Source organism: Chromobacterium phragmitis, assembly GCF_003325475.1.
Classification (GTDB): domain Bacteria; phylum Pseudomonadota; class Gammaproteobacteria; order Burkholderiales; family Chromobacteriaceae; genus Chromobacterium; species Chromobacterium phragmitis.
Genome location: NZ_CP029495.1, coordinates 3,471,896 through 3,493,936, shown reverse-complemented (window position 1 = coordinate 3,493,936; position 22,041 = coordinate 3,471,896). Strand labels below are relative to the sequence as shown.

Below are 22,041 nucleotides of genomic sequence, written 5' to 3'. Positions count from 1 at the left end.
TTCAATGCCACCCCGCTAGCATGGCCGCGTTGCCGCCCGCGATCTTGATGGCTATCATCAGTGGCGATGACGAAATCGGCATAGTTCGCGTTTCCGCGGGTCTGGCGAACGGGATAGGCCTGATGCCAGGCCGGAGGAGAAGGGATTCGCGAAAACGGCGCGGCGCTTGGCGCGTCTAGAAAGGCGGGAGGAGTGACGAACGAAACCGTGGAAAGGATCGCCCGCTGGCGGAACGGCATCCGCCCGGCGACAATGGACGAGCTGCTGATCGGCATCGCCCCGCTGATGCCGGTGCTGGACCTGATCCCCAACGCGGCCATCTTCGTCAAGGACAGCCAGGCGCGCTATCTCAGCGCCAATCAGACGCTGGCGCAGCGCTGCGGGTTGAAAAGCCTGGAGCCGCTGCTAGGCAGGACCAGCGCGGAAGTCTTCCCCGCCCAGCTGGGACTGGTCTACACCGCGCAGGACGTCAAAGTGCTGCAAGACGGCCAGGTGCTGGAAAGCCAGCTGGAACTGCATCTGTTCAAGAACCGGGAGCCGGGCTGGTGCCTGACCTACAAATGGCCCTTGCGCGACCGGCAAGACGAAATCATCGGCCTGATAGGCATCTCGCTGGACCTGCAAGCGGCCAGCAAGACCCACCCGGCCTACACGCGCCTGGCCGCGGTGGACGAGTTCATCCGCCGCCACTTCAGCCAGCCGGTCACCATGGCGGAGCTCACCGCCATCGCCGGCCTGTCCACCGCCCAGCTGGAGCGCTACTGCAAGAAAGTGTTCCACCTGTCGCCGCGGCAAATGATACTCAAGGCCAGGCTTGAGCATGCGCATCGCTTGTTGCATCAGGACATGGCCATCACGGACATCGCCCTGCGCTGCGGCTATACCGATCACAGCGCCTTCAGCCGCCAGTTCAAGGCGCTGACAGGCATGACGCCGCGCCAATACCGCCAGGAGCTGGGCCTGCGAGGCCTCAGGCTTGGCCCAGCCGGAGAATAAGCAAGCCCAGCCCCCAGGAAGCAAGCCGGCGCCAAACGCAACCTCCGGCAGCAAACGCTGTCACAATGCGATGACCCATTTCTGAACACGGAGCGTTTGATGAAGTTTCTCCTGTCCGCCGCCGCGCTGCTGATCTCCACCGCCGCCATGGCCGCAACGCCGGCCAAGCCCGTCATCACCGGCAACATCCTGCGTCTGGATTCCGCCTGCGATTTCACCGAAAGCAGCCTGAACATCCAGCGCGACAACCTCTCCCTGAGCGCCACGCTCAACAAGCTAGCCGCGGCGCGCCTGCAGCAGGCCACCGGCGACTTCCTGAATCAAAGCATGGTGGTGGTGATCAACGACGTGCCCGTCAGCGCTCCGGTAGTCCGGACCGTGATCAACACTGGCAAGGTTCAATTCGCCCTGGGACGCGACGCCGCCGCCCAGCTGTTGCCCACGCTGCTGGAAACCACCTGCATCCGGGAGACCCCGGCTCCGCGCTGACCCCTCAAGCCGCGGCGAAAACTCGCCACAGCCCCACCCCAGGCAGCCCCATCCGCGCCCAACCCATAGCGCCTGCCCGGTTGCGCAAAGCGCCTGAGGTGTTTGGCGAACGGGCAGGCATGGGCGTGTATGCCGGCTTTGCGTATGGTTTGGAGCGGGTGCTGGATAACTGGGCCGGCGCGCTAGCCGCTGTGGCGAAAAGAAAAAAGGCCGCGCAAGGCGGCCGCAAAGGGGGTAGATGGTTGAATGTCGCCAAATCGATCATTCAATTAATGACAATTTAGCACATCAGCATCAGTCAGCAAGCGAACTTGACTTAATTTTTATTAAGTTTCGCTTGTTTTTTTACAAAGCAAATACAATAAAATCTGGCAATCTATCTGACTTTATTGCCAATTTCTACAATATTAATGCCCCAACTTCAGCGTAAAAAGTATATCGCTGACCAGCGCCGAGCCTAGGAAGGTGCCGCTGAACACCAGGATGGCGATCACCAGCAGGCGCAGCCCGTCGCGCTTGAAAATGGCGGCCTCGCGGCGGGTCACCGCCAGGCCTGCGTAAGCCAGCACCAGCGTCGCGCAGGCCAGCACGTCCACCTGGCTGAAGCATTGGTTGCGCCATTCGCCGCCAGGCAGGCCCGGCAGGCTGGCCAGCACGCCCAGGATGGACAGCCAGATCAGCGTGGGGATCTTCAACGGCAGCCAACGGTTGAGCAGATAGCTGGCCAGGCAAATCCCCAGCACCATCGCCACGCCCGGCAACACCATGGCCAGTTCCTTCTTGGGGCCGATCAGGTGGCTGAGCACGATGATGGCGCCCGCCATCAATAGGTTGGCGACAAAACCGCCCAACCCCAGCGCCGGCTCTTCCGACTTCAGCAGCTCGGCGTCGGCGGCGTCCATCCGGATGGCGGCTTGCGGCCTGGGCGCGCGCAGCCGGCTCAGCAGCGCGTACAGCTTGTTGGCGAACGGCAGCGCCACATAGATGCCGAACAACACGCCGGTCGTGGTGGTCAGCAGATTGCTGGCCGCGGCCAGCGCCATCAGCGTGTCCTTTTGTTCCGGCAAGGCGGTGATCAGGGTGCCGGCGCAGGCCGCCATCATGCTGCCGCTGCCCACGCCGCAGGCGATGGCCAGCGCCTTGTCGCTGAACAAGTTCCAGGAGTGGACGATGGGCACGATCAGCGAGAAGAAGATGGTGCCGAACATGGTGCCGATGGCGTAGACGCTGAGCGCGCCCATGCCCTCCGGGCTGCGCAGGCCGTAGCGCTCGGAAATCACGGCGATATTGGGTTCGCGGTCGATGGAAAACGTCGCGCCGACAGCCTCTCGACCCATGCGGAACAACAGCACCGCCACCGGCATCGCCACCAGCGCGGTGGCGACATTGCCCAGCTCGTGGAAGATCAGCACCGGCCCGGCCGCGACGATGGCGCCGAACTGCGGCCCCAGCAGCGTGGCCAGCTTGGTCACCAGCGGCAGCACCGCGATGATGATCACCTGGCTGAGCGTGGCGCCGATGTCGCGGCGCACCCAGCGCCCGGCCAGCGGGTTGACGCTGGGATTGCACGCCATGCCCAGCACGAAGGCGTACAGCAGCGGCAGCAGAATGATGCTGCCCTTGCCCACCGAGAATTTCTGCACGTAAACCAGTTCGGCGACAATCACGATGCCTATCGCCGCCAAGTGCGCCAGGCGGTTGAAGCTTGTGGCGGCGGAAGCGCCGCCGCCCTGCAATTGTCCTACTCCCGCGTGAGCCATCGTCTCTCTTCCTTCTTTATTGTTCTGCCGCCTTGGCCGCCGGGGCCAGCGCGGTTTCCGCCAGTTTGATCCAGTACGCCGCGCCTATCGCCAGCGCCTGATCGTTGAAATCGTAATGGGGACTGTGCAGCCCGGCTCCCGGCGCCGGCCCGTCCACGCCCAGCCAGGCGTAGCAGCCTGGCCGCGCCTGCAGCATGAAGGCGAAGTCCTCGGACGCCATCGACGGCCGCATATTGGTGCGAACATTTGCCACACCCAGCAGGCTCGCGGCGACGTCGGCGGCCAGGCTGGTTTCGGCCTCGGCGTTGATGGTGGCGGGATAGCGGTACCAATAGTCCATTTCCGCCTCCACGCCCATCGCCAGCGAGATGCTGTCCACCAGCGCGCGCATGCGGCTTTCTATCACCGCCTGCGCGGCGGGATTGACATAGCGGACGGTGCCGCGCAACAGGGCTTGTTCGGGAATGATGTTCCAGGTGGAGCCCGCCTCCACCTGGGTGACGGACAGCACCGCGCAGTCGAGCGGATCGACGTTGCGGCTGACGATGCTCTGCAGCGCGGTGACCAGTTGCGCCTGCGCGACCACCACGTCGCGGACGCGCTCGGGCATCGCCGCATGGCCGCCCTTGCCGCACAAGCGGATTTCGAACAGGTCGAAAGCCATCATCATCGGCCCCGGATGCATGGCCATCTGTCCCAGCGGCAGGCCCGGCCAGTTGTGCATGCCGTACACGCCGTCAACCGGGAAGCGTTCGAACAGACCGTCTTCCATCATCTCCTGGCCGCCGCCCTCGTTTTCCTCGGCCGGTTGGAAAATGAACTGGATGGCGCCGTCGAACGACCGGCTCTCGGCCAGATGCTTGGCCGCGCCCAGCAGCATCGCGCAATGGCCGTCGTGGCCGCAGGCGTGCATGCGGCCGTCGTGCCGAGAGCGATGGGGCACATCGCCCTGCTCATGCAGATGCAGCGCGTCCATGTCGGCGCGCAAGCCTATCGCCCGCTTGCCTTCACCCGCGCGCAGCGTGCCCACCACGCCGGTGCGGCCTATGCCGGTGGCCACTTCCAGGCCAAAGCTTCGCAGCAGTCCTGCGATCTTGCCGGCGGTGCGATGTTCATCGAACGCGGTCTCCGGATGGCGGTGCAAGTCCTGCCGCCACGACGCCATTTCCTGGACGGCGGCGGCGGACAGCATCGCGTATCCATCCAGCCGGCCTTGCCTGTCTGCGTGCATACCCTTCTCCCGATTCTCCGCGGCATCATCGCGTTGGCGTGAATAACCACACAGAGAAAATACCTTGTCATTATGAGCGGCGATTTTAAGCAAATGACAAACAATTCTCCAACATCATAAAATGGTTTCTTTGTTGCCTTTAAGGCAACACAACTAATCAGGATGAAACATGGAGTTCAACGATCAGCGCGTGCGCTACTTCTTCGAAGCCGCCAGGCTGGGCGGCGTGCGCGCGGCGGCGGACAGGATGGATATCGCGGCGTCTGCCGTCAGCCGGCAGATCCGCCAGCTGGAAGAGGAATTGGGAACCGTTCTGTTCGAACGCCACCGCCGCGGCTTCCAACCCACCGAGGCCGGCCACCTGCTGCTGGACTACCACCGCAAGCAGCTGAGCGAGCAAGAAGCGGTGCTGACCGCCTTGCGCGAACTGAAGGGCATACACCGAGGCCATGTGGCGGTGGTGACCGGCGGCGGCGTGATCAACGATCTGATCGACGCCATCCATCCCTTCTCGCAACGCTATCCGCAGATCACGGTGGGCATCGACATCCAGGGCACCAACGACATCGTCCGCGCGGTGCTGGAAGATCGGGCCCACGTCGGCGTGGTGTTTTATACCTTGCCCAATCCGCTGCTGCGCGTGCACCGCAGCTCGGTGCAACCCCTGTACGCGGTGGCCGCGCCGGATCACCCGCTTGCGCGCGCGCCGCGCCCCATCAGCCTGGCCGAACTGGCCCGGCACAAGCTGGCGCTGCCGGACGTGAGCTTCGGCGTGCGCCAGATTCTGCGCGACGCGGAAAAAGCGGAGCAATGCCAGCTGGAACCGGCCATCGTCACCAACTCCTTCCGGGTGATGGTGGAATACGCGCTGACAGGCCAGGCGGTGACGGTGCAGCCGCGCTTTTCGGTGCGGCGCGAGCTGGAAAGCGGCCAATTGCTGGCCATCCCCATCGAGCAACGCAATCTGCAGCAGGCAGAGCTGCACCTGATCACCCACCAGGGCCGCAGGCTGAGCTCGGCCGCCTCCAGGCTGCTGGAAATGCTGGCGGGCTCGATGCCCGCCTTCCGCGACGCTCCGCTCAACCTGTAGCCGGATCGAAACCGCGCGCGAAACCGGCGAAGGCGCGAGCCGCCGCGCTGCGATAACCATCCCGCTTGAGCAGCAGCGCCGCGCGGCGGGAGGGCAAGGGCGGCAGCAGCGACAGCCGCCGCAAACCAGGCTGGCAGAACGCCGCGGCGGACGGCAAGATGCCGGCCAAGACGCCATGGCGGATGATCTCCACTGCCGCGCCTATGCTGTTCACCTCCATCGCCACCCGCGGGCGGACACCATGGCGCAGGCAGTAATCGTCGATGTGGCCGCGGGTGACGAAATCGGCGCTCAGCAACGCCAGAGGCAGCGCGGCGAGATCCGCCGCCGACAGCGCGCGCGCGGCCAGCGCCGCCGGGTGCCCCTCGCCGGCCACCAACGCCAGTTCTTCCTCCAGCCATGGTTCCGCCTCCACATCCAGCGTCCGCGCCGGCGCGAAAGCGATGCCGATGTCCAGCGCGTCGTCGGCCAAGCCAGCTTCCATCGCCTCTTGCGACATCTCCCGCACATTCAGCGCAATTCCCGGGTGGCGCGCGTGAAAGCCGGCCAGCAGCGGCCCGGCCAGCCAGGCGGTGAAGGTGGGCGTCATCGCCAGCCGCAGTTCGCCGCTTCGCAGCGACGCCACGTCATGCAGCGCGCGGCGACCGGCCTCCAGCTCGCGCAACGCGCGGCGAGCGTATTCCCGATACGCCTCGCCGGCGTCGGTAAGGCGCAGCTGGCGGCCCCCGCGATCGAACAGCTCCGCGCCCAGTCCCTCCTCCAACTGGCGGATCTGTTGCGACAGCGTGGGTTGGGAGACGAACAGCGCCTCGGCGGCGCGGGTGAAATTGCGGTGTTCGGCCACCGCCAGGAAATAACGGATATGTCTCAGCAGCATGCCGCAACCATTAGAAAAACCAATAGAAAGGATAATTTATCAGTCTTGGACCCAATTGTAAGCCAGGCGCATCATCGGCCCATCGCTTCATCTCACGGAGAACCGCCATGCAGGACATCCTCGCCGGCATCCTCAAATTCCAGCGCGAAGCCTACCCCGAACGCGCCGATCTGTTCCGCCGCTTGGCCGGCCAGCAAGCGCCGCGCGCGCTGTTCATCGCCTGCTCCGATAGCCGGGTGGTGCCTGAGCTCCTCACCCAGCGCGAGCCGGGCGAGCTGTTCGTCATCCGCAACGCCGGCAACATCGTGCCCGGCTACGGCAAGGAGCCCGGCGGCGTGTCCGCCAGCGTGGAATACGCCGTCGCCGCGCTGGGCGTGGAGGACATCGTGGTCTGCGGCCATTCCGACTGCGGCGCGATGACGGCCATCGCCCACGACAAGGACCTGAGCGGCATGCCGGCCGTCGCCGGCTGGCTGCGCCACGCCGATTGCGCCAAGGCCATCCACGCCGGCCGGCCGCACGCCGACGCGGACGGCAAAGTGGCGGACATGGTGAGGGAAAACGTCATCGCCCAGCTGGCCAACCTGCGCACCCATCCCTCGGTGGCGCTGGCGCTGCAGCAAGAACGACTGCGCCTGCACGGCTGGATATACGACATCGCCAGCGGCGACATCCTGGCGCTGGATCAACAGCGGCGCCGCTTCGTGCCGCTGCGCGACTGTCCGCAGGTGGCGGACATCCTGGCCGGCGACTGAGTCGCCGCGCCCCATCCAGGCCATCCGGCCTGACATCAAACCAAGGAGATACCGATATGCAAAGCCATTGCCGGCAAGACGCCCGCCAAACCCTGACCGACGCCATCCTCGCCGCCAAGGCGCGCAAGGGCATGAGCTTCGAAGCGCTGAACCAGGACACCGGCCTGTCCCTGGCCTATACCACCGCCGCGTTGCTGGGCCAGCACGCGCTGCCCGAGGCCGCCGCGAGGCTGGTGGCGGATCGGCTGGAACTGGGAGACGAAGCCGCGGCGCAGCTGCAATCCATTCCGCTGCGCGGCAGCATTCCCGGCGGCGTGCCGACCGACCCGACCATCTACCGCTTCTACGAGATGGTCCAGATCTACGGCACCACGCTGAAATCGCTGGTGCATGAGAAGTTCGGCGACGGCGTGATCAGCGCGATCAATTTCAAGCTCGACATCCAGAAGGTGGATGACCCGGACGGCGGGCACCGCGCAGTGATCACGCTGGACGGCAAGTACCTGCCCACCAAACCATTCTGACCCGACAACGCGCGCCTCAACTCCCCTCAAGCGCCGGCGCGCGTTCGGCCAGCATCAGGCCCACGGTGGCCATGCCCAATGCCGCGGACACGGACCCGATCAGGAACACCGCGCCATAGCCGAAGCCATCGGCGAACAGGCCGGCCACCGGGCCGGTCATGGCGTAGGCCAGATCCTGAAAGGCGGCAAAGCCGCCCAGCGCGGTGCCGCGCAGATGCGCCGGCACCCGCTTGACCACCTCGACGCCCATGGACGGAAACACCATCGAGCAGCCGATGCCGGTCAGCGCGGCGCCCAGCAAGGCAACGCCCGGCGCGGCCGCGCTCCAGATCAGCCATTGTCCGGCCGCCTCTATCGCCAGTGAAGCCAATGCCACGCGAGCGCCGCCGACGCGGTCCGGCAGATGGCCGCACATCACCCGCACCAGCACGAAACCGACGCCGAAGCCGGTCAGGCCCAAACTGCCCCAGGCCCAGCCACGACTGGAAAAGTACAGCGCGAAGAATGCGCCCAGGCCTGCGAAACCCACACCCTGCAGGAACACCGCGGCGCCGGGCTTGCCGATGCGGCCCAGTATCCGCAGAAAGGATTCGCGCCGGCCGGCATGGGGCTCAATCCCCGGAAAGCGGCGGATCAGCAACAGACCCGCCAACGGCAACAGCGCGCAAGCCAGCATCAGCGTCTGGAAACCGGCGTACTGGAACAGCAGCAAGCCCAGCGGCCCGCCGGCGGCGAAGGCTCCGTACATGCCCATCCCCACCAGCGACATCACCTTGCCGGAGTGGGCCGGTCCCATCAGTCCAATGCTCCACGCCGCCATGCCGACGATGGCCAGGCTCTCGCCCAGGCCAAGCAGCAGGCGCCCGGCCAGCAGAACGCCCAGCGCCAGCGACGGCTGCCCAGCCAGCCAGGACGAGGCCAGGCAAACGACGCCGGCGATGGCGTACAAATAGAGGCCGCGGCTCATGCAGGCCTTGCCGCCTTGCTGATCGCACAGGCGGCCAGCAAGGCCGCGAGTCAGGATGGTGGAAAAGAACGTGATGCCGACCGCCAGGCCGCCCAGCGCGTTGCCGTAATGCAACTGATCGATCACGTAGATGGAACTGACCGGCAGCGACATCGCCACCGCGAGATAGGACAAGAACAAGGCGGCCGTCTTCGCCAGCAGGCGGCGATAGGCTTGGGAAAAAGACAGGACTTCGGACATGAACGGCGATCTCCACACAAGTCCAGGCCTGCGCGGATGCCGCCTTCAACAGGCGAAACGCACCGCGCCACGGCCAGGTGGCTAGGGTGCGTTGCTTGACGTAAACGCTTACGACCGCAGACGGAATCTGACGGCTAAAATAGTTTGCCTACCTTACCACCAACCTCGCGTTCACGCAAGTCCGCCTCCAGAACGGCCCGCATCCTGCTTTTGGGCCCGAAGGGCAAAGGCGCGGGCCCCATCGGCTGCGACAACCCGCACATTGCTGTCCAGACTGGGGACCCGTCACAACGGCGAATTTGACGACACCCTCGCATCGGCGACGCCTGCCGCCGTCCGGCCGGTGCCTTGGCCGGCGTCACGCGGCGCCAGATCCAGCCTGGGAAGCAAGGTGGGCGCCAGCACTTTCAGCACCTGCACCGGCAAAGCGCTGGTGAATCTGTAGTCTGCCGCCTTGGGTCCGGCTACGTAAGCGACGATGGTGCCGAAGTAATGGTCGCCGATATAGAACACGAAAGCGCCGGAGCGGCTGACCACTCGGGCCGAAGCCAAGCCCCCCCCGCGCGAGAAGGTCTTGAAGCGGTTGTCGCCGGTTCCGGTCTTGCCGCCTATCAGCGTATGCTCGCCTTTCTTGAGGTCGAACGCGCCTGCCACCCGGTGCGCGGTGCCTTTTTCCACCACTTCGGACAACACCTGCCTGACCAACTGCGGAATCTCGGGCGGCAACACCCTTACCCCTCGCACCGGCGCTTGCGACAAGGAGGTTTCATACGGCGTGCCCTCCGCGAAGCGCACCTTGTCGATGTAGACGGTGGGCAAGCGCACGCCGTCGTTGGACAGAATGCCCATCAGCTCGGCCAGAGCGGCCGGCCGGTCCGCCGATGCGCCCAGAGCGGTGGCGTAAGACGGAACCAGCGAGTCGAAGGGATAGCCCATTTTCTTCCAGTCCTCGTGTATCTTGCGGAAGGCGTCCGCCTCCTGGATCTGGCGGATGCGGCTATCCTGCCCGCTTTTGTGCTTGCTGCTGAACAGCCATTGGTACACCTCCTGGCGCTGTTCCACGCTGGCCTGCACCATATCGCTCCAGCCGGCGTCCGGATGGGCGTGCAGATAGGCCGCCATCCACAATTCCAGCGGATGCACGCCGGCCAGGTAGCCGCGGTCGGCGAGGTTGAAGCGATCCGGCCCCAGTTCGTCGTACAGCTTGGCCACGGTCTTGGGCTCGAGCTTGGCGGGCGGATTGGCGTGCTTGGCGATGAAGGCCGCCATCGCCGCCTGGTCCTCGGCGGGCCGCAGGCTGCGGAAAATCACCGCCAGCCGCTTGGGGCTGCGCCTCGCCTTCTCCACCAGCAGCGCGTCTATCTGCTCCGCGCTCTTGCCATGGTATTTGTGATAGAAGCCGGCCATGAAGGTTTTGCCTTCCTTGTCGGCGAAGCGCTGCAGATACTCTTGCCGGCGCGGGTCCTCCTTGTCGCCCATCAGCGTGTCGTCGTAGCCGGCCGGATACATGTAATAGCGGACGATGTCCCGCATCACCCGGATGTAGACCAGATTCACCGAGCGCTGAGTCGCCTCGCGCAGGGTCAGGGTGCGGCCATTGTCGTTCTTGTCGAAATTCTCGAACGTGTGCCGGCCGCCGCCGGTGAAAAAGCTCTCGCCGGGATTGGCGCTGTACTGGCGCTCCAGCGAGGCGGCCAGCATCGCGGGCAGGCTGCGGTCGTCGTTCTGGCGCAGATAGTCTATCGCCCAGCGCCGCAGCACCGACTCATGCTCGCCGGATTTGATCTTGCCCAAGTCCTCCTTGCTCATGCCCGAATACTGCTGATGCAGGTCCGCGATCACCTCCAGATAGGTGACCAGCGTGCGCAGCTTGGAGGTGGAGCCCAGATCCAGCTTGGTCCCCTCGTTGATGTCGAAGGGCTGGTCGAAATTATCGGCCTGCACCCTGACCTTGTTGCCGAACGGCGTGCGCTCGATCAGCGTGAAGCTGTAAGTGACGCCCTCGGGCGAGCCCTGCTGCAGCAGGAATTTGTCGCCCAAGCCCTCCGCCTTCGCGTAATCCGGCCCCCGCAGCCTCATCAGATGATCGGTGACCGCCTGCTGCAACTGGGAATCCAGCGTGCTGTTGACGGAGACATCGGTATGGTCCAGATCGTACAGCCGGTGAATGCCCATCATGCCGGCCAGCTTGATCCGCACCGCGTTGGCGCCCTTGCGCTCCACCAGCGACTTGGCCACAGGCAGAACCTTCTCCTTCTGCTGCCGCAGCGACACCTTGAGCGCGGCGTCGCATAACTCCTGGGAGATCACCTTGTCCCGCGCCATCAGCCGCAGGTAGGAGTCGGTCATATCCTCCAGCACCCGCATGTCGCCATTGAGATAGGCGGATGGTCCGCGCTGCGAGATCATCAGGCTGAGCGCCTCCTTGAACACGATCGCCTGTTCGTCAACCGAGGGCGGGTTTTCGTTGCCCAGCGTGCGGTTGACCTCGTCGAAGGAACGGCCGTACCAGGCCCACATGCCGTCGCCCATGCCGGATATTTCGCCGAAGCCGGCGCGCGCGGCCAGCGGCACATTGTTCAGATATTGCACCACCAATTGCCGACGAAATGACGTGGTGTCATCGCCGTTGCGGTAAGCCCGCACCGACGCCGACAGCATCTGGCGCAGCTTTTCCTTGGGAGAGCCGGTGCGCCCTCCTGGGGAGTGCCGGAACTTCTCGATTTGCGTGGCCAGCGTGCTGGCGCCGGCGGAATGGTAGCCAGAACGGAACAGGTGCAGGCTCTCGTCTGCCAGCGCCTTGCCGAAGCGGGACCACTCGATGGCCGGGTTCTGCTGGGCGTTGCCCTCCTCCAGCAGCGTGTGGTTTTCGATGTACAACAGCGCCGACACCAGCAAGCGCGGCAGCGAGTCGAAATTCTCGTACACCCGCTGCGGATATTGAGACTGATAGATGGCCTTGCCGAAGCCGTCTCGCACCAGCAAACCGGCCTGGTCTTTCTCCTGGTACGGCGGGAACAGGCCCAGCGGAAGCATCGGACCGGTGACGCCGCTATCCATCAGCTTGATCAGGTCCGACGACTGCCTAGCCTGCGCGTCGATCACGAATCCGCGCTGCTGCAGCCGCTGCAGATAGCCTGGCAGCCCGGTGTATCCCATGCGCAGGTCGTAGGGACCGCCGGGAGACGGGAAGCGCATGGTCTTGCTAGGCCCATCCTCCATCATGAAGGTGGCATGCCGGCCCGCCCGCCCGAAGAAGCTGGACTGGAAATGAGAGGTGCGGATTTCATTCAGCAGCAAAGAGACGCCCAAACCCAGCAGGGCGATGAGCAGGCCCGCCAGCACCCACCAGATCGAAGAAAACGGTTTGCCCTTGCCCAATCCGAGTTTGGCTTCCGAAGTATCTATCATGATCAGTCGGCCCACAGGGCCGCCCCCCTTGCAGGAACTGGAGAATGTCGCCGCCGTTCGCCATCCGGACCGCGCGCCACCGCCTCGCGTCCGACTGGCTTTATCTCACTATCGGATAGCCTTGCGGCTTTACAAGCCCTGGACGACTCCAAACACGATTCCCGCCCTTTTCCCCTTGCCGTCCTCCACTAGAGAGGCGGCCTCAGGCCAGCACCTTCCCGGCCAGCATCGATGCCTGTCCGGCCAGCTTCACGACCTTGGCGACCGCCTCGATCGAGCGCGCGGTGCGATCCAGAGACGCCGCGGCCGCATCCGCTTCCAGCGCGGCCTCGTTCAAGGCGTTAACCGCGGACAGGTACTGCGACGTGGTGTGGTCCAGATCGCGCGCGATGGCTGCCATCGCCTGTCCCGTCAACGTGTCTTCCAGGTCCGAGCACTCGCGGCTGATCGAGCCGGTGGTGTCCACCATCAGATTATTCAGCCTCGACGCCAATCCCGTCAGCGTCTCGGCCAATTCATGGCTATCCATCATCCCTCCTCCGTCAGGTCAGCTATCCGGCATCTCGCGGTACAAGGCTCGCAAACGGCGAGCCTCGGCGATGAAATCGTGCAGGCGGTCCACCGGTCTGCCCGGTTGATCTAGGCTTGCCCGCAACTGGCGGTGCAGTTCGGGAAAGTCGCGCACGGCCTTGTCGGTGGCGGCCAGGGCCTGATCCAGCCTGTCGTAGCTCGCCAACTGCTCGGCCACCGCCTGGTCGAAACGGTAACGCTCCCAACTGTGGTATGGAGGACGCACCCCATCTCGGTTGACCAGATTCAGATAGCGCAGGCGAATGTTGAGCAGGTAAAGCTTCAGGTCTGCATCCACACGCTCTATCATTTGCGCCAGCGCATCCAGGCCCGGCTGCGCCCGATCCATCACGCCGCGCAAACCTTCGCGGCGCTGCGCCGCCAGCATGGCCTGCCCCAGCGCGTCCACCGCGATGGCCACGCCGTTGGCCGCCCTGGCATCCATGCCGCTCGCCTGCAGTCCTCTCAGGCTGGCCGCCAGATTTTGCGAGGCGTGGTCGATGTCCTCGGTCTTGCCGCCTCCTGCCAGTTTGGCCAGCGCCTGCGCGTAGCAATCGAGCGCGTCCAGCGACGCCGCCACCCGCGACAGCGGAGCCGCCAGGTCGTAGCTTTCCCCCTGGGCATTCACCAAGGGAAAGCCTTGAACGCCCACCTTGCGGTCCGCATAGCTCAGCACCGCGCTGTCCCGGGCCTCGCGCCGCAGCTGCGCGAAGCTGGCCTGGCCGCCCCGGTTGACCTGCGACGCCGCATCCCTAAGCGCGGAGAACTTGCCGCCATCCACGCTGCCGGCGCAACCGGCCAACAAGAACAGCGCCAGCGCGCTGGGGAGGCAGGATGAAGAAACAGACATGGCGCGGGCCCTCATCAACGATGGCGGCCCGCGCCGCGCGGCGGGGCCGGATTGACATGTCTCCCAGATATAGTTCGCCATCGAATCAAGGCAAAGGCATTGCAAGCCGATTAAGTAATCGTCCTAGGGCTTGCCCATACAACGCGCGCCGGGGGCCGGCGTGAACCATTCAGCGCGGCCGCCACGCCCGTTCGCGCCCGGCCAGCCGCCACTCCGCGACAGACACGGCCAGGGAGGCCAGCGCGGAACTGAACGCGATCAGCGTCGCCATCGCCGCGGCGGCGGCCGTGTCGCCGGCATCGTCCATAGCCACGATGGCCAGCGCCGCCAAGCTGCGCTCCGGTCCGGCGATGAACACCAGAGCAGACAGCGTGGTCATCGCCGACACGAACAGGAAACGGAACACATCCAGCAAGGCTGGCCGGCAGACAGGCAGCGTCACCCGACGCATCGTGGTCCAGAACGGCACTTTCATCGCGGCGGCGGCGGCCTCGAACTCGCCGTCCATCTGCTTGAGCGCGGTAGCGATGGTCAGGTGGGCCGTCGTGTAAAAGTGCGCGATGGTGCAGACCGTCATCAACGCCAGCCCGCCGTACCAGACATTGAGCGGATTGTCCGGATGATTGAAGAAAAAAGCGTAGCCCAGGCCCAGCACCAGGCCCGGCACCGCCATCGGCAGCATCGCGAAGCTGGACAAGACGGCCCGCGCCAGCTTCGCCGCCGGCAGCTTTTCACAGCAATAGGCGCCCAAAAAAGCCAGCGCGGCGCCGATGACAGCCACCGAGGCCGCCATGGCCAAACTGTTGAAATAGGCGTCCCAGCCCCCGCCATCCACCTGATCGAAGCGATAATGCGCCAGCGTCAGACTCAAATCATACGGCCAGTACCGGATGAACGAAGCCGCCACGCCAGCGCCCAGCAACGCCAGCAAAAGCGCGCCGAGCAACGCCAGCAACGCGAACGCGGCGGCGTCCCGCGCCATCGACGGCCCCGCCGCGTAAGGAGACGATCTGGCGGACAGCGCCGCGCGTTGGCGGCGGGACATCGCCCTCTCCGCCAGACAAGCGAAAACGGCAGGCAGCAACAACATCAAGCCTATCACCGCGCCGCGCGGAAAGTTCTGTTGCCCCACCACCTGCTTGAATACCTCGACCGCCAGCACATCGCAGTCGCCTCCCACCACCTTGGGCACGCCGAAGTCAGTGATCGCCAGCATGAACACGACCAGCGCCGACGATGCCAGCCCATAGCGCGCGCCCGGCAGCGTAATGGTGGCGAAACGGCGCCACGCGCCGGCGCCCATCGCCCGGCCCGCCTCGTACAAGCGGGCGTCGGCTGCGGACAAGGCGGCGCACAGCAACATCAGCGCATGGGGAAAGGTGTAGAACGCTTCACCCGCGACAATGCCCCAAAAACCATAAACGGACCCGCCTCCCAACCAGGACTTCAGCAGACCCTGGTTGCCGAATAGATAAACCAGGGAAATCGCCGGCAACAGCGACGGCGCCAGCAACGGCGACAGCGCGACTTGGCGGAACGCGCCCCTGCCCCATGCCCGGCTGCGGCAAAGCGCCCAGGCGAAGGCGAACGCGGAGGGCACCACCAGCGCCGTCACCGTAAGCGCCAGCAGGAAACTGTTGCCGGCCGCCCGCATCAACCCGGGCGCGGCCAACACTTCGGCAAAGCTGGCGAGACCCGCGTAACCGCCCTCCGGGCGAAGAAAAGCCTTGCCCAGAATGAACAGCAGAGGCAATCCCAACGCGACAATCATCGCGGCCGGCAAGGCCCAGGACAACGCGGCGGCGGCCAGACGCTCGCCGTCCGGACTCCCCCAACGGTTCCATCGTTTGACCAGGCTCAGCATGCCGCCTCCCCGGAATAAGCGCGCAACTGCGCCGCCGGCAGCGCCACCGGCACGATCTCGCCCGGAAGCAGAGGCTGACGGTTGAGCATGGACGGGCACACCTCGGCCCGCAGCGCCAGGCCGGGCATGCCCTCCGGCCGAAGCCGCACGCGCGTCATCGGGCCGCCGAAGGCGACATCTTCCACTCGGGCCAGAAAGGTATTGGCCGCGGGCTCCCAACGCGGCTTGATAATCACGTCCTCGGGCCGGATGAACAAGGTCAACGGCCCCGCGGCCGGCGCATCCCGCGACAACTGGAACACGCAATGCCCCACCGCCGCCTCCCGTTCCCCGCGCCGCTCCGCCGGCAGCCAGTTGGCCTCGCCGACGAATTCGGCGACGAAGCGGCTGGCCGGACTGCGGTAGATCTCGGCCGGCGCGCCGACCTGCTCGATCCGGCCGGCGTTCATCACCGCCACCCGGTCGGCGATGGCCAAAGCCTCCTCTTGGTCATGCGTCACCATCAGCGTGGTGACGCCCAGACGCTTCTGCAATCCCTTCAATTCGTCGCGCAGCCTGACGCGCACCCGCGCGTCCAGCGCCGACAGCGGCTCGTCCAGCAACAGCAGGCCGGGCGAGGAGGCCAAGGCCCGCGCCAGCGCCACCCGCTGCTGCTGGCCGCCCGACAACTGGGACGGGTATTTGCCTTCCGAGCCCGGCAAGCCGACGATGTCCAGCAGCTCGCGCACGCGGCGGGCGTGGCCGGCCTTGTCCCGGCGCGGCGCCAGGCCGTAGGCGATGTTGTCGGCCACGGTCAGATTGGGAAACAGCGCGTAACTCTGGAACACGATGCCGTAGTCGCGCTTGGCCGGCGCCGCGCGGGTGATGTCGCGGCCGGACAGGCGGATCGTGCCGGCATCCGGCAGATCCAGCCCGGCGATCAGCCGCAGCAACGTGGTCTTGCCGCAGCCAGAGGGGCCAAGCAGGCAGACAAACTCGCCCTTGCGGATGGAAAGGGACGCCTGATCCAGGGCAGTGAACGCGCCGAAACGGCGGCTCAACCCATGGACGGACAAATGTTCGGACAAGCCGGACAAGTGATCGGCCGGTTTCATCGGGACTCCAGTGCCTGAAACGAAAACAGGCCGCCCCGTTCGGGCAGCCATGGAAAGGTTTACTCCTTCGGCGCGGCCTTGCTTTCATAGCGGCGCGACCACTCTTTCAAGATGGCGTCGCGATTCTTGGCCGCCCAGCCGAAGTTGTTTTTGGACAGCCGCTGCGAGTAGTCGACCGGAATGAAGGGGTTTTGCCTGGCCACGCCCGGCATCGCCAGCACCGCGTAGTTCTGCTCGTACAGCTTCATCGCCGGCAGGCTGACCGAGAAGTCGGCCAGCTTCCTCGCGGCTTCCAGGTTCTTGGCGCCCTTGATGATGGCGGTGGCTTCCAGATCCCAGCCCAAGCCTTCCTTCGGATAGATCAGGTCGATCGGCGCGCCCTTCTCCTTCAGCTGCGCGCCGCGATATTCGAAGGAAATGCCGATCGAATACTCGCCGGCGGCGGCCATCTTGCAGGGCTTGGAGCCGGAATGGACGTACTGCGCCATATTGGCGTGCAGCTTGTCCATGTATTCCCAGCCCTTTTTCTCGCCCATGGTTTGCAGCCAGGCTGACACATCCAGATAGCCGGTGCCGGACGAGGCCGGGTGCGGCATCGCGATCTGGCCCTTGTAGACAGGCTTGGTCAAATCAGCCCAACTCTCCGGCTTAGGCAGATTCTTTTTCGCCGCCTCCACGGTGTTGAAACAGATGGCGGCGGCCCATACGTCCATGCCGGTCCATTTCGGCGGCTTGGCCTTGTCGACGAACTGCGGGCTCAGCTTCTCCACGCCCTTGGGCGCGTAGGGCTGCAGCATGCCCTGCTGGTCCAGGATCATCAGGCTGGTGGCGGCCAGTCCCCACACCGCATCGGCCTGGGGATGGTTTTTCTCCGCCAGCAGCCTGGCGGTGATCACACCGGTGGACTCGCGCACCCAGCGGATGTCTATCTCCGGGTTCGCCCTCTCGAACGCCGCCTTGTAATCCCGGAGCTGGTCCGCCTCCAGCGCGGTGTACACAGTCAGGGTGGTGCTGGCCTGCGCCAGCGGGGACAGCAAGCCGGACACGGCCAGAACGCTTGCGACAGCCATCTGCTTCTTCATGACGAGGCTCCTCGGTTTAGACGTATAGACAACAACATCCGCATAGCGGACGGCTTGAGACAAACTGCGGCAACGATAGCGGCCATCCATGACAGGGCGGTGACCTCGGAGTGAAGCTTGTTTTGCCCGGCTAGACCTCTTCGCTCGACGAGAAGAGCGGCTTGGCTCGCGTGTCGCGACAGCTCTTACCTATAGTGATTGCAGGACACAGGCGACGACGGATGGATATGAACCCGCAGAACCGACTGGCGCGCAGGCCGCGCCTGCTCCCGGCAAGCGCAGCCGCGCTCGCCATGGCGCTCTCCCTTCCCGCCGGCGCCGCGCCGCAGCTGAGCTTCGGCGTGGTGCCGCAGCAATCTGCGCTCAGCCTGGCGCAAAACTGGGGGCCGCTGCTGCAAAACCTGGGCGCGCAATGCTCGCTGGAGCTGAAATTCGAAACCGCGCCCGACATCCCCTCTTTCGAGCGCCGCGTCGCCGCCGGCAGCTACGACTTGGTCTATTTCAACCCGCTGCACTATGTGGAATTCCATGACAATCCGGGCTATCTGCCGCTGGCGCGGGAGAAAAGCCGCAAGCTGGTCGGTTTGATCGTGGTGCGCAGCGACAGCCCCGTGACCGAAGTCGGCCAGCTGGATGGCAAGGACCTGGCCTTGCCTGCGCCTGAAGCCTTCGCCGCCAGCGTGCTGCCGCGCGCCGAGCTGGAAAGCATGGGGGTGCGCGTCAAGATCCATTACGTCGGCTCCCATGACTCGGTCTATCTCGGCGTCGCCCAAGGCCTGTTCGCCGCCGGCGGCGGCATCAACCGCACCTGGCAACAGCAGCAGCCGGCGCTGCGCGACAAGCTGCGCATCCTGTGGCAAACCCCGCCGCACACGCCTCACGCCTTCGCCGCCCATCCCCGCCTGCCGGCGCAGCAGCGACAATGCCTGCAGCGGGCGCTGGCGGGGATGGCCGGCAAGCCGGATGGCGAACGCCTGCTGCAGCAGGTGCAGCTGACGCCGCTGGCCGAGGCCAAGGACAGCGACTGGGACGACATCCGCAAGCTCAAGCTGCGTTATCAACCGCCTGCGGGGCGCTGAGCATGTCGTTCCGGCTCAAGACCATACTCGGCATCGCGGTGATCGAAATGCTCATGCTGGGGCTGCTGCTCCACTTCGGCCTTCAATTGCTGCGCGACACCAGCGAGCGCGCGCTGATCCAGCGCGGAGCAATCGCGGCCGAACTGTTCGCCCAGGCCAATCAAAACGCCGTTCTCAGCACCGACCTGGCCACGTTGCGCAGCTCGGCGCAGCAGATGGTGGCTTCCCGCAGCGTGGTTTACGCCCGGATACGCGACAGCCGAGGACGTGTGCTGGCCGAAGCCGGGGATCCCCAGGCCCTGGCGCTCGCGCGGCCGCCCGCCGCCGCGCCAGGCAAGCTGGAGAGCGGCCGGCTATTCGCGTCCACGCACGACATCACCATCGGAGGCATACGCTACGGCCAAGTCGAACTGGGCAACTCCGCCGGCGCCCACCAGCAACTGATGGCGCAGGCGCGGCAGAACGGTCTGCTGCTCGCCCTGGCAGAGCTGCTGCTCTCCGCGCTGTTTTCCATCGCCCTCGCCGTTTACCTGACCCGGCAGCTCAACGCGCTGCAGCAGGCGTCGCGCAAGATGGCCGGCGGCGAAATCGGCTACCAGATCCCGGTGCGCGGACGGGACGAGCTGGCGCAAACCGCCCGCATGTTCAACCAGATGTCGGAGCGGCTGGCCGAGAATCACGCGCGGATGCAGGACGCGCTGGCGCAGGCCGCCGCGGCCGGCGCCAGCCTGCGCCGCAACGAAAAGCTGCTGGACGCGATCAACTACCTGCAAAGCCTGTTCATCAGCCAACTGCCGGCCGACATGCTGTTCGGCTACGCCCGCGACATCCTGCTGCTGCAATTCGAAGCCGAGCACGGCTTTTTGTGCGAGGTGCGGGATCCACAAGGCGAGCCCGCGCTGCGGCCGCTGACGCCGCCGCAATCTCCGCCGGTGGAGCTGCCCCGCGACGACATCCACCGCATCTGCGCGCTGGAGATCCAGGAGCGGCTGCTGCACTTGCAGCAAGGCGTGCGCGGCGCGTTCCGCAACGACTTCGACTTCCTCACCCTGCCCATCCTGCACGCCAGCCGGGTGATAGGCTCGTTCACGCTGTTCCTGCATCCCGACGAGCGTCCGGCCTGCGGCGAGGCCATCCCCGCCACGCTGATGAACACGCTGGGCCAACTGATCCTGGCCCACCGCGACCAGCAGGAGTTGCGGCGCGCCCATCAGCGCCTCGCCAACCAGCAGGCCTACCTGGCCTCGGTGATCGACACCTCGGCCGACGGCATCGCCACGCTGGACGCCACCGGCGGCATCGTCACCGCCAACGCGGTGGCCGAGCGGATATTCGGCTGTGAGAGCGGCCAGCTGGCGGGACAGTCGGTGTTAGACCTGATCGCCCCCGCCGACCACGACCCGCTGATGGCCATTTTCCTCGGCGACGCTGAAGCCGACGGCGATACGCTGGACGGCCTGCGCCAGGTCGCCGCGCTGCGCGGCGACGGCGAGGAGTTTCCGCTGGAAATGGCCATCGTGCGCATGCCGGAAATGGACGGCGCCTGCTACAACATGTCGCTGCGGGACATCTCGGTCCGCCAGGCCGCGGAGCGGGAACTGCGCAACGCCCGCGACCAGGCCAATGCCGCCAACCAGGCCAAGACCGCCTTCCTCACCACCATCAGCCACGAAATCCGCACGCCGATGAACGGCGTGCTGGGCATGCTGGAGCTGCTGCAGATGACCCGCCTGGACGCCGAACAGCAGGACACGCTGGCCACCGCGCGCGAGTCGGCTCAACTGCTGCTGCGGCTGATAGACGACATCCTGGACTTCACCAAGATAGAGGCCAACCGGCTGGAGGTGGTGCGCGCCGCCACGCCGATGCGGCCGCTGCTGCAACAGGTGCACAGCCTGTACGCGTCCGGCGCCGAGCGCAAAGGCCTGCAGATATCGCTGGAAACCGACCCGGCGCTGGCGCCGGAGCTGCGGCTGGACCCGCTGCGCCTGCGTCAGATCCTGCAGAACTTCCTCAGCAACGCGGTCAAATTCACCGCCACCGGCAACGTGCGGCTGAGCGTCTCCGTGCTGGCCGACGACGGCCGCCGCCAGCGGCTGCGCTTCGACGTCGCCGACACCGGCATCGGCATCGGCCGCGAACAATTGGCCAAGCTGTTCCAGCCCTTCACCCAGGGAGAATCCGACACCGCGCGCCGCTTCGGCGGCGCCGGCCTGGGGCTCAGCATCAGCAGGCGCCTGGCGGAGCTGATGGGCGGCTCGGTGGAGGTGCAAAGCGAAATCGGCGTCGGCACCTGCGCCTCCTTGCTGCTGACCGCGGACATCGCAGACCCGGCCGAGGTCCAGCCCGTCGTTCCCGCCTCTCCGCCCACGGCCGCGGCCGGCGAGGCCTCGCCCGTCGTGCTGTTGGTGGAGGACAACCCCACCAACCTCAAGCTGGCCAAGCTGCAGCTGGAAAAGCTGGGATATCGCGTGGACACGGCGGAAGACGGCGCCCAGGGCTTCGAAAAATGGCAGCATGGCCGCTACCAGCTGTTGTTGACCGACTGCCAGATGCCCAATGTGGATGGCTACCAGTTGGCCAGACTGGTTCGCTCCTATGAGGCGGGCAACAGCCACAGGCCGCGCATTCCCATCGTCGCCTGCACCGCCAACTCGGGCGAGGACGAATTGCAAAAGGTGATGGAGGCGGGCATGGACGGCTATCTGCTCAAGCCGCTGGCGCTGTCCGAACTGGCCGACATGCTAGAGAGCCGGCTGCACCCCGTCGTTGAGCGAAGCCGCGATCGCCCCTCCCATCTTCATGCCGCGCCGGTAGACCTAACCGCCCTGCGCACGCACAGCGATGGCGACGTCCGATTGGAAAATCTCCTGCTGTCCGAGTTCGTCGTCAGCGCCCGCCACGACATCGCCAGGATGCGATCCGCCATCGCCGGCGACAATCAGCGCCAGCTCCAGGCCGCCGCCGACAACCTGCGCGAAGCGTCCAGCCGGATCGGAGCCGGGCTGATCTCCACCATGGCGGCGCTGATGGCCCAAGTCGTGGAAGAAGCGCAGATGGATAGCGCCCCGCGCCTGCTGTTGCTGCTGGAGGGCTGCTGCCGCGAACTGGAGCAATGGCTGGCCCAACGCGACGCCGCCAGCCATCTGAGTCCGAGTTGAA

At 65.7% G+C, this 22,041-nt stretch carries 17 protein-coding genes; 7 read left to right on the top strand and 10 right to left on the bottom strand.

The annotated features are described in order from the left end of the window. Positions 1-192 precede the first annotated feature (192 nt). On the top strand, positions 193-996 hold the full coding sequence (locus tag DK842_RS16530; protein ID WP_232538506.1) for an AraC family transcriptional regulator: 804 nt from the start codon (positions 193-195) through the stop codon (positions 994-996). Positions 997-1,095: 99 nt separating this feature from the next. Next, positions 1,096-1,485 carry a hypothetical protein gene (locus tag DK842_RS16525; protein ID WP_114062440.1) on the top strand — a complete coding sequence of 130 codons (390 nt, stop codon included), beginning with the start codon at positions 1,096-1,098 and terminating at the stop codon, positions 1,483-1,485. A gap of 407 nt (positions 1,486-1,892) precedes the next feature. Here DK842_RS16525 and DK842_RS16520 read toward each other — a convergent pair whose 3' ends face one another. Together DK842_RS16520 and DK842_RS16515 are read right to left on the bottom strand one after the other, a co-directional pair. Next, on the bottom strand, positions 1,893-3,245 hold the full coding sequence (locus tag DK842_RS16520; RefSeq protein WP_114062439.1) for a DUF3100 domain-containing protein: 1,353 nt from the start codon (positions 3,243-3,245) through the stop codon (positions 1,893-1,895). Between the two features lie 16 nt (positions 3,246-3,261). Next, positions 3,262-4,476: a M20 aminoacylase family protein gene (locus DK842_RS16515; RefSeq protein ID WP_114062438.1), complete on the bottom strand. Its 1,215-nt coding sequence runs from the start codon at positions 4,474-4,476 to the stop codon at positions 3,262-3,264. A gap of 169 nt (positions 4,477-4,645) precedes the next feature. Between DK842_RS16515 and DK842_RS16510 the strand changes: the two genes are divergently transcribed. Beyond that, the gene (locus DK842_RS16510; RefSeq protein WP_114062437.1) at positions 4,646-5,566 is read left to right on the top strand and encodes a LysR family transcriptional regulator; all 921 of its coding nucleotides are present in this window, start codon (positions 4,646-4,648) and stop codon (positions 5,564-5,566) included. On the opposite strand, the gene cynR is transcribed toward DK842_RS16510, so the two are convergent. Then, entirely contained in the window at positions 5,556-6,443 is an 888-nt protein-coding gene (cynR, locus tag DK842_RS16505; protein WP_114062436.1) for a transcriptional regulator CynR, read from the bottom strand. The two genes, DK842_RS16510 and cynR, sit on opposite strands and share 11 nt — an antisense overlap. 107 nt (positions 6,444-6,550) lie before the next feature. Here cynR and DK842_RS16500 point away from each other — a divergent pair, with 107 nt between their 5' ends. Both DK842_RS16500 and cynS read left to right on the top strand, forming a co-directional pair. Beyond that, complete coding sequence (locus tag DK842_RS16500; protein ID WP_114062435.1) at positions 6,551-7,198, top strand: carbonic anhydrase; 648 nt, start codon at positions 6,551-6,553, stop codon at positions 7,196-7,198. Positions 7,199-7,254: 56 nt separating this feature from the next. Continuing rightward, entirely contained in the window at positions 7,255-7,722 is a 468-nt protein-coding gene (gene cynS / locus DK842_RS16495; protein WP_114062434.1) for a cyanase, read from the top strand. A 16-nt stretch (positions 7,723-7,738) separates the two neighbouring features. Here cynS and DK842_RS16490 read toward each other — a convergent pair whose 3' ends face one another. The 7 genes from DK842_RS16490 to DK842_RS16460 form a co-directional block, all read right to left on the bottom strand. After that, complete coding sequence (locus DK842_RS16490; RefSeq protein ID WP_114062433.1) at positions 7,739-8,929, bottom strand: MFS transporter; 1,191 nt, start codon at positions 8,927-8,929, stop codon at positions 7,739-7,741. A gap of 285 nt (positions 8,930-9,214) precedes the next feature. Continuing rightward, a complete protein-coding gene (locus tag DK842_RS16485) occupies positions 9,215-12,340 on the bottom strand; it encodes a transglycosylase domain-containing protein (protein WP_114074551.1) in 3,126 nt (1,041 codons plus the stop codon). Positions 12,341-12,542: 202 nt separating this feature from the next. Continuing rightward, positions 12,543-12,872: a hypothetical protein gene (locus DK842_RS16480; protein ID WP_114062431.1), complete on the bottom strand. Its 330-nt coding sequence runs from the start codon at positions 12,870-12,872 to the stop codon at positions 12,543-12,545. 15 nt (positions 12,873-12,887) lie between these two features. Beyond that, a complete protein-coding gene (locus tag DK842_RS16475; RefSeq protein WP_114062430.1) occupies positions 12,888-13,760 on the bottom strand; it encodes a hypothetical protein in 873 nt (290 codons plus the stop codon). A gap of 169 nt (positions 13,761-13,929) precedes the next feature. Continuing rightward, positions 13,930-15,624, bottom strand: coding sequence for a putative 2-aminoethylphosphonate ABC transporter permease subunit (locus tag DK842_RS16470; RefSeq protein WP_114062429.1), 1,695 nt, complete (start codon positions 15,622-15,624; stop codon positions 13,930-13,932). Continuing rightward, positions 15,618-16,718, bottom strand: coding sequence for a putative 2-aminoethylphosphonate ABC transporter ATP-binding protein (locus tag DK842_RS16465; RefSeq protein WP_114062428.1), 1,101 nt, complete (start codon positions 16,716-16,718; stop codon positions 15,618-15,620). Before DK842_RS16465 ends, DK842_RS16470 begins: the two co-directional genes overlap by 7 nt. Before the next feature lie 59 nt (positions 16,719-16,777). Continuing rightward, a complete protein-coding gene (locus DK842_RS16460; protein ID WP_114062427.1) occupies positions 16,778-17,800 on the bottom strand; it encodes a putative 2-aminoethylphosphonate ABC transporter substrate-binding protein in 1,023 nt (340 codons plus the stop codon). 227 nt (positions 17,801-18,027) lie between these two features. Between DK842_RS16460 and DK842_RS16455 the strand changes: the two genes are divergently transcribed. Together DK842_RS16455 and DK842_RS16450 are read left to right on the top strand one after the other, a co-directional pair. Then, the gene (locus DK842_RS16455; RefSeq protein WP_232538505.1) at positions 18,028-18,879 is read left to right on the top strand and encodes a phosphate/phosphite/phosphonate ABC transporter substrate-binding protein; all 852 of its coding nucleotides are present in this window, start codon (positions 18,028-18,030) and stop codon (positions 18,877-18,879) included. Between the two features lie 2 nt (positions 18,880-18,881). After that, a complete protein-coding gene (locus DK842_RS16450) occupies positions 18,882-22,040 on the top strand; it encodes an ATP-binding protein (RefSeq protein WP_114062426.1) in 3,159 nt (1,052 codons plus the stop codon). Position 22,041 lies beyond the last annotated feature (1 nt).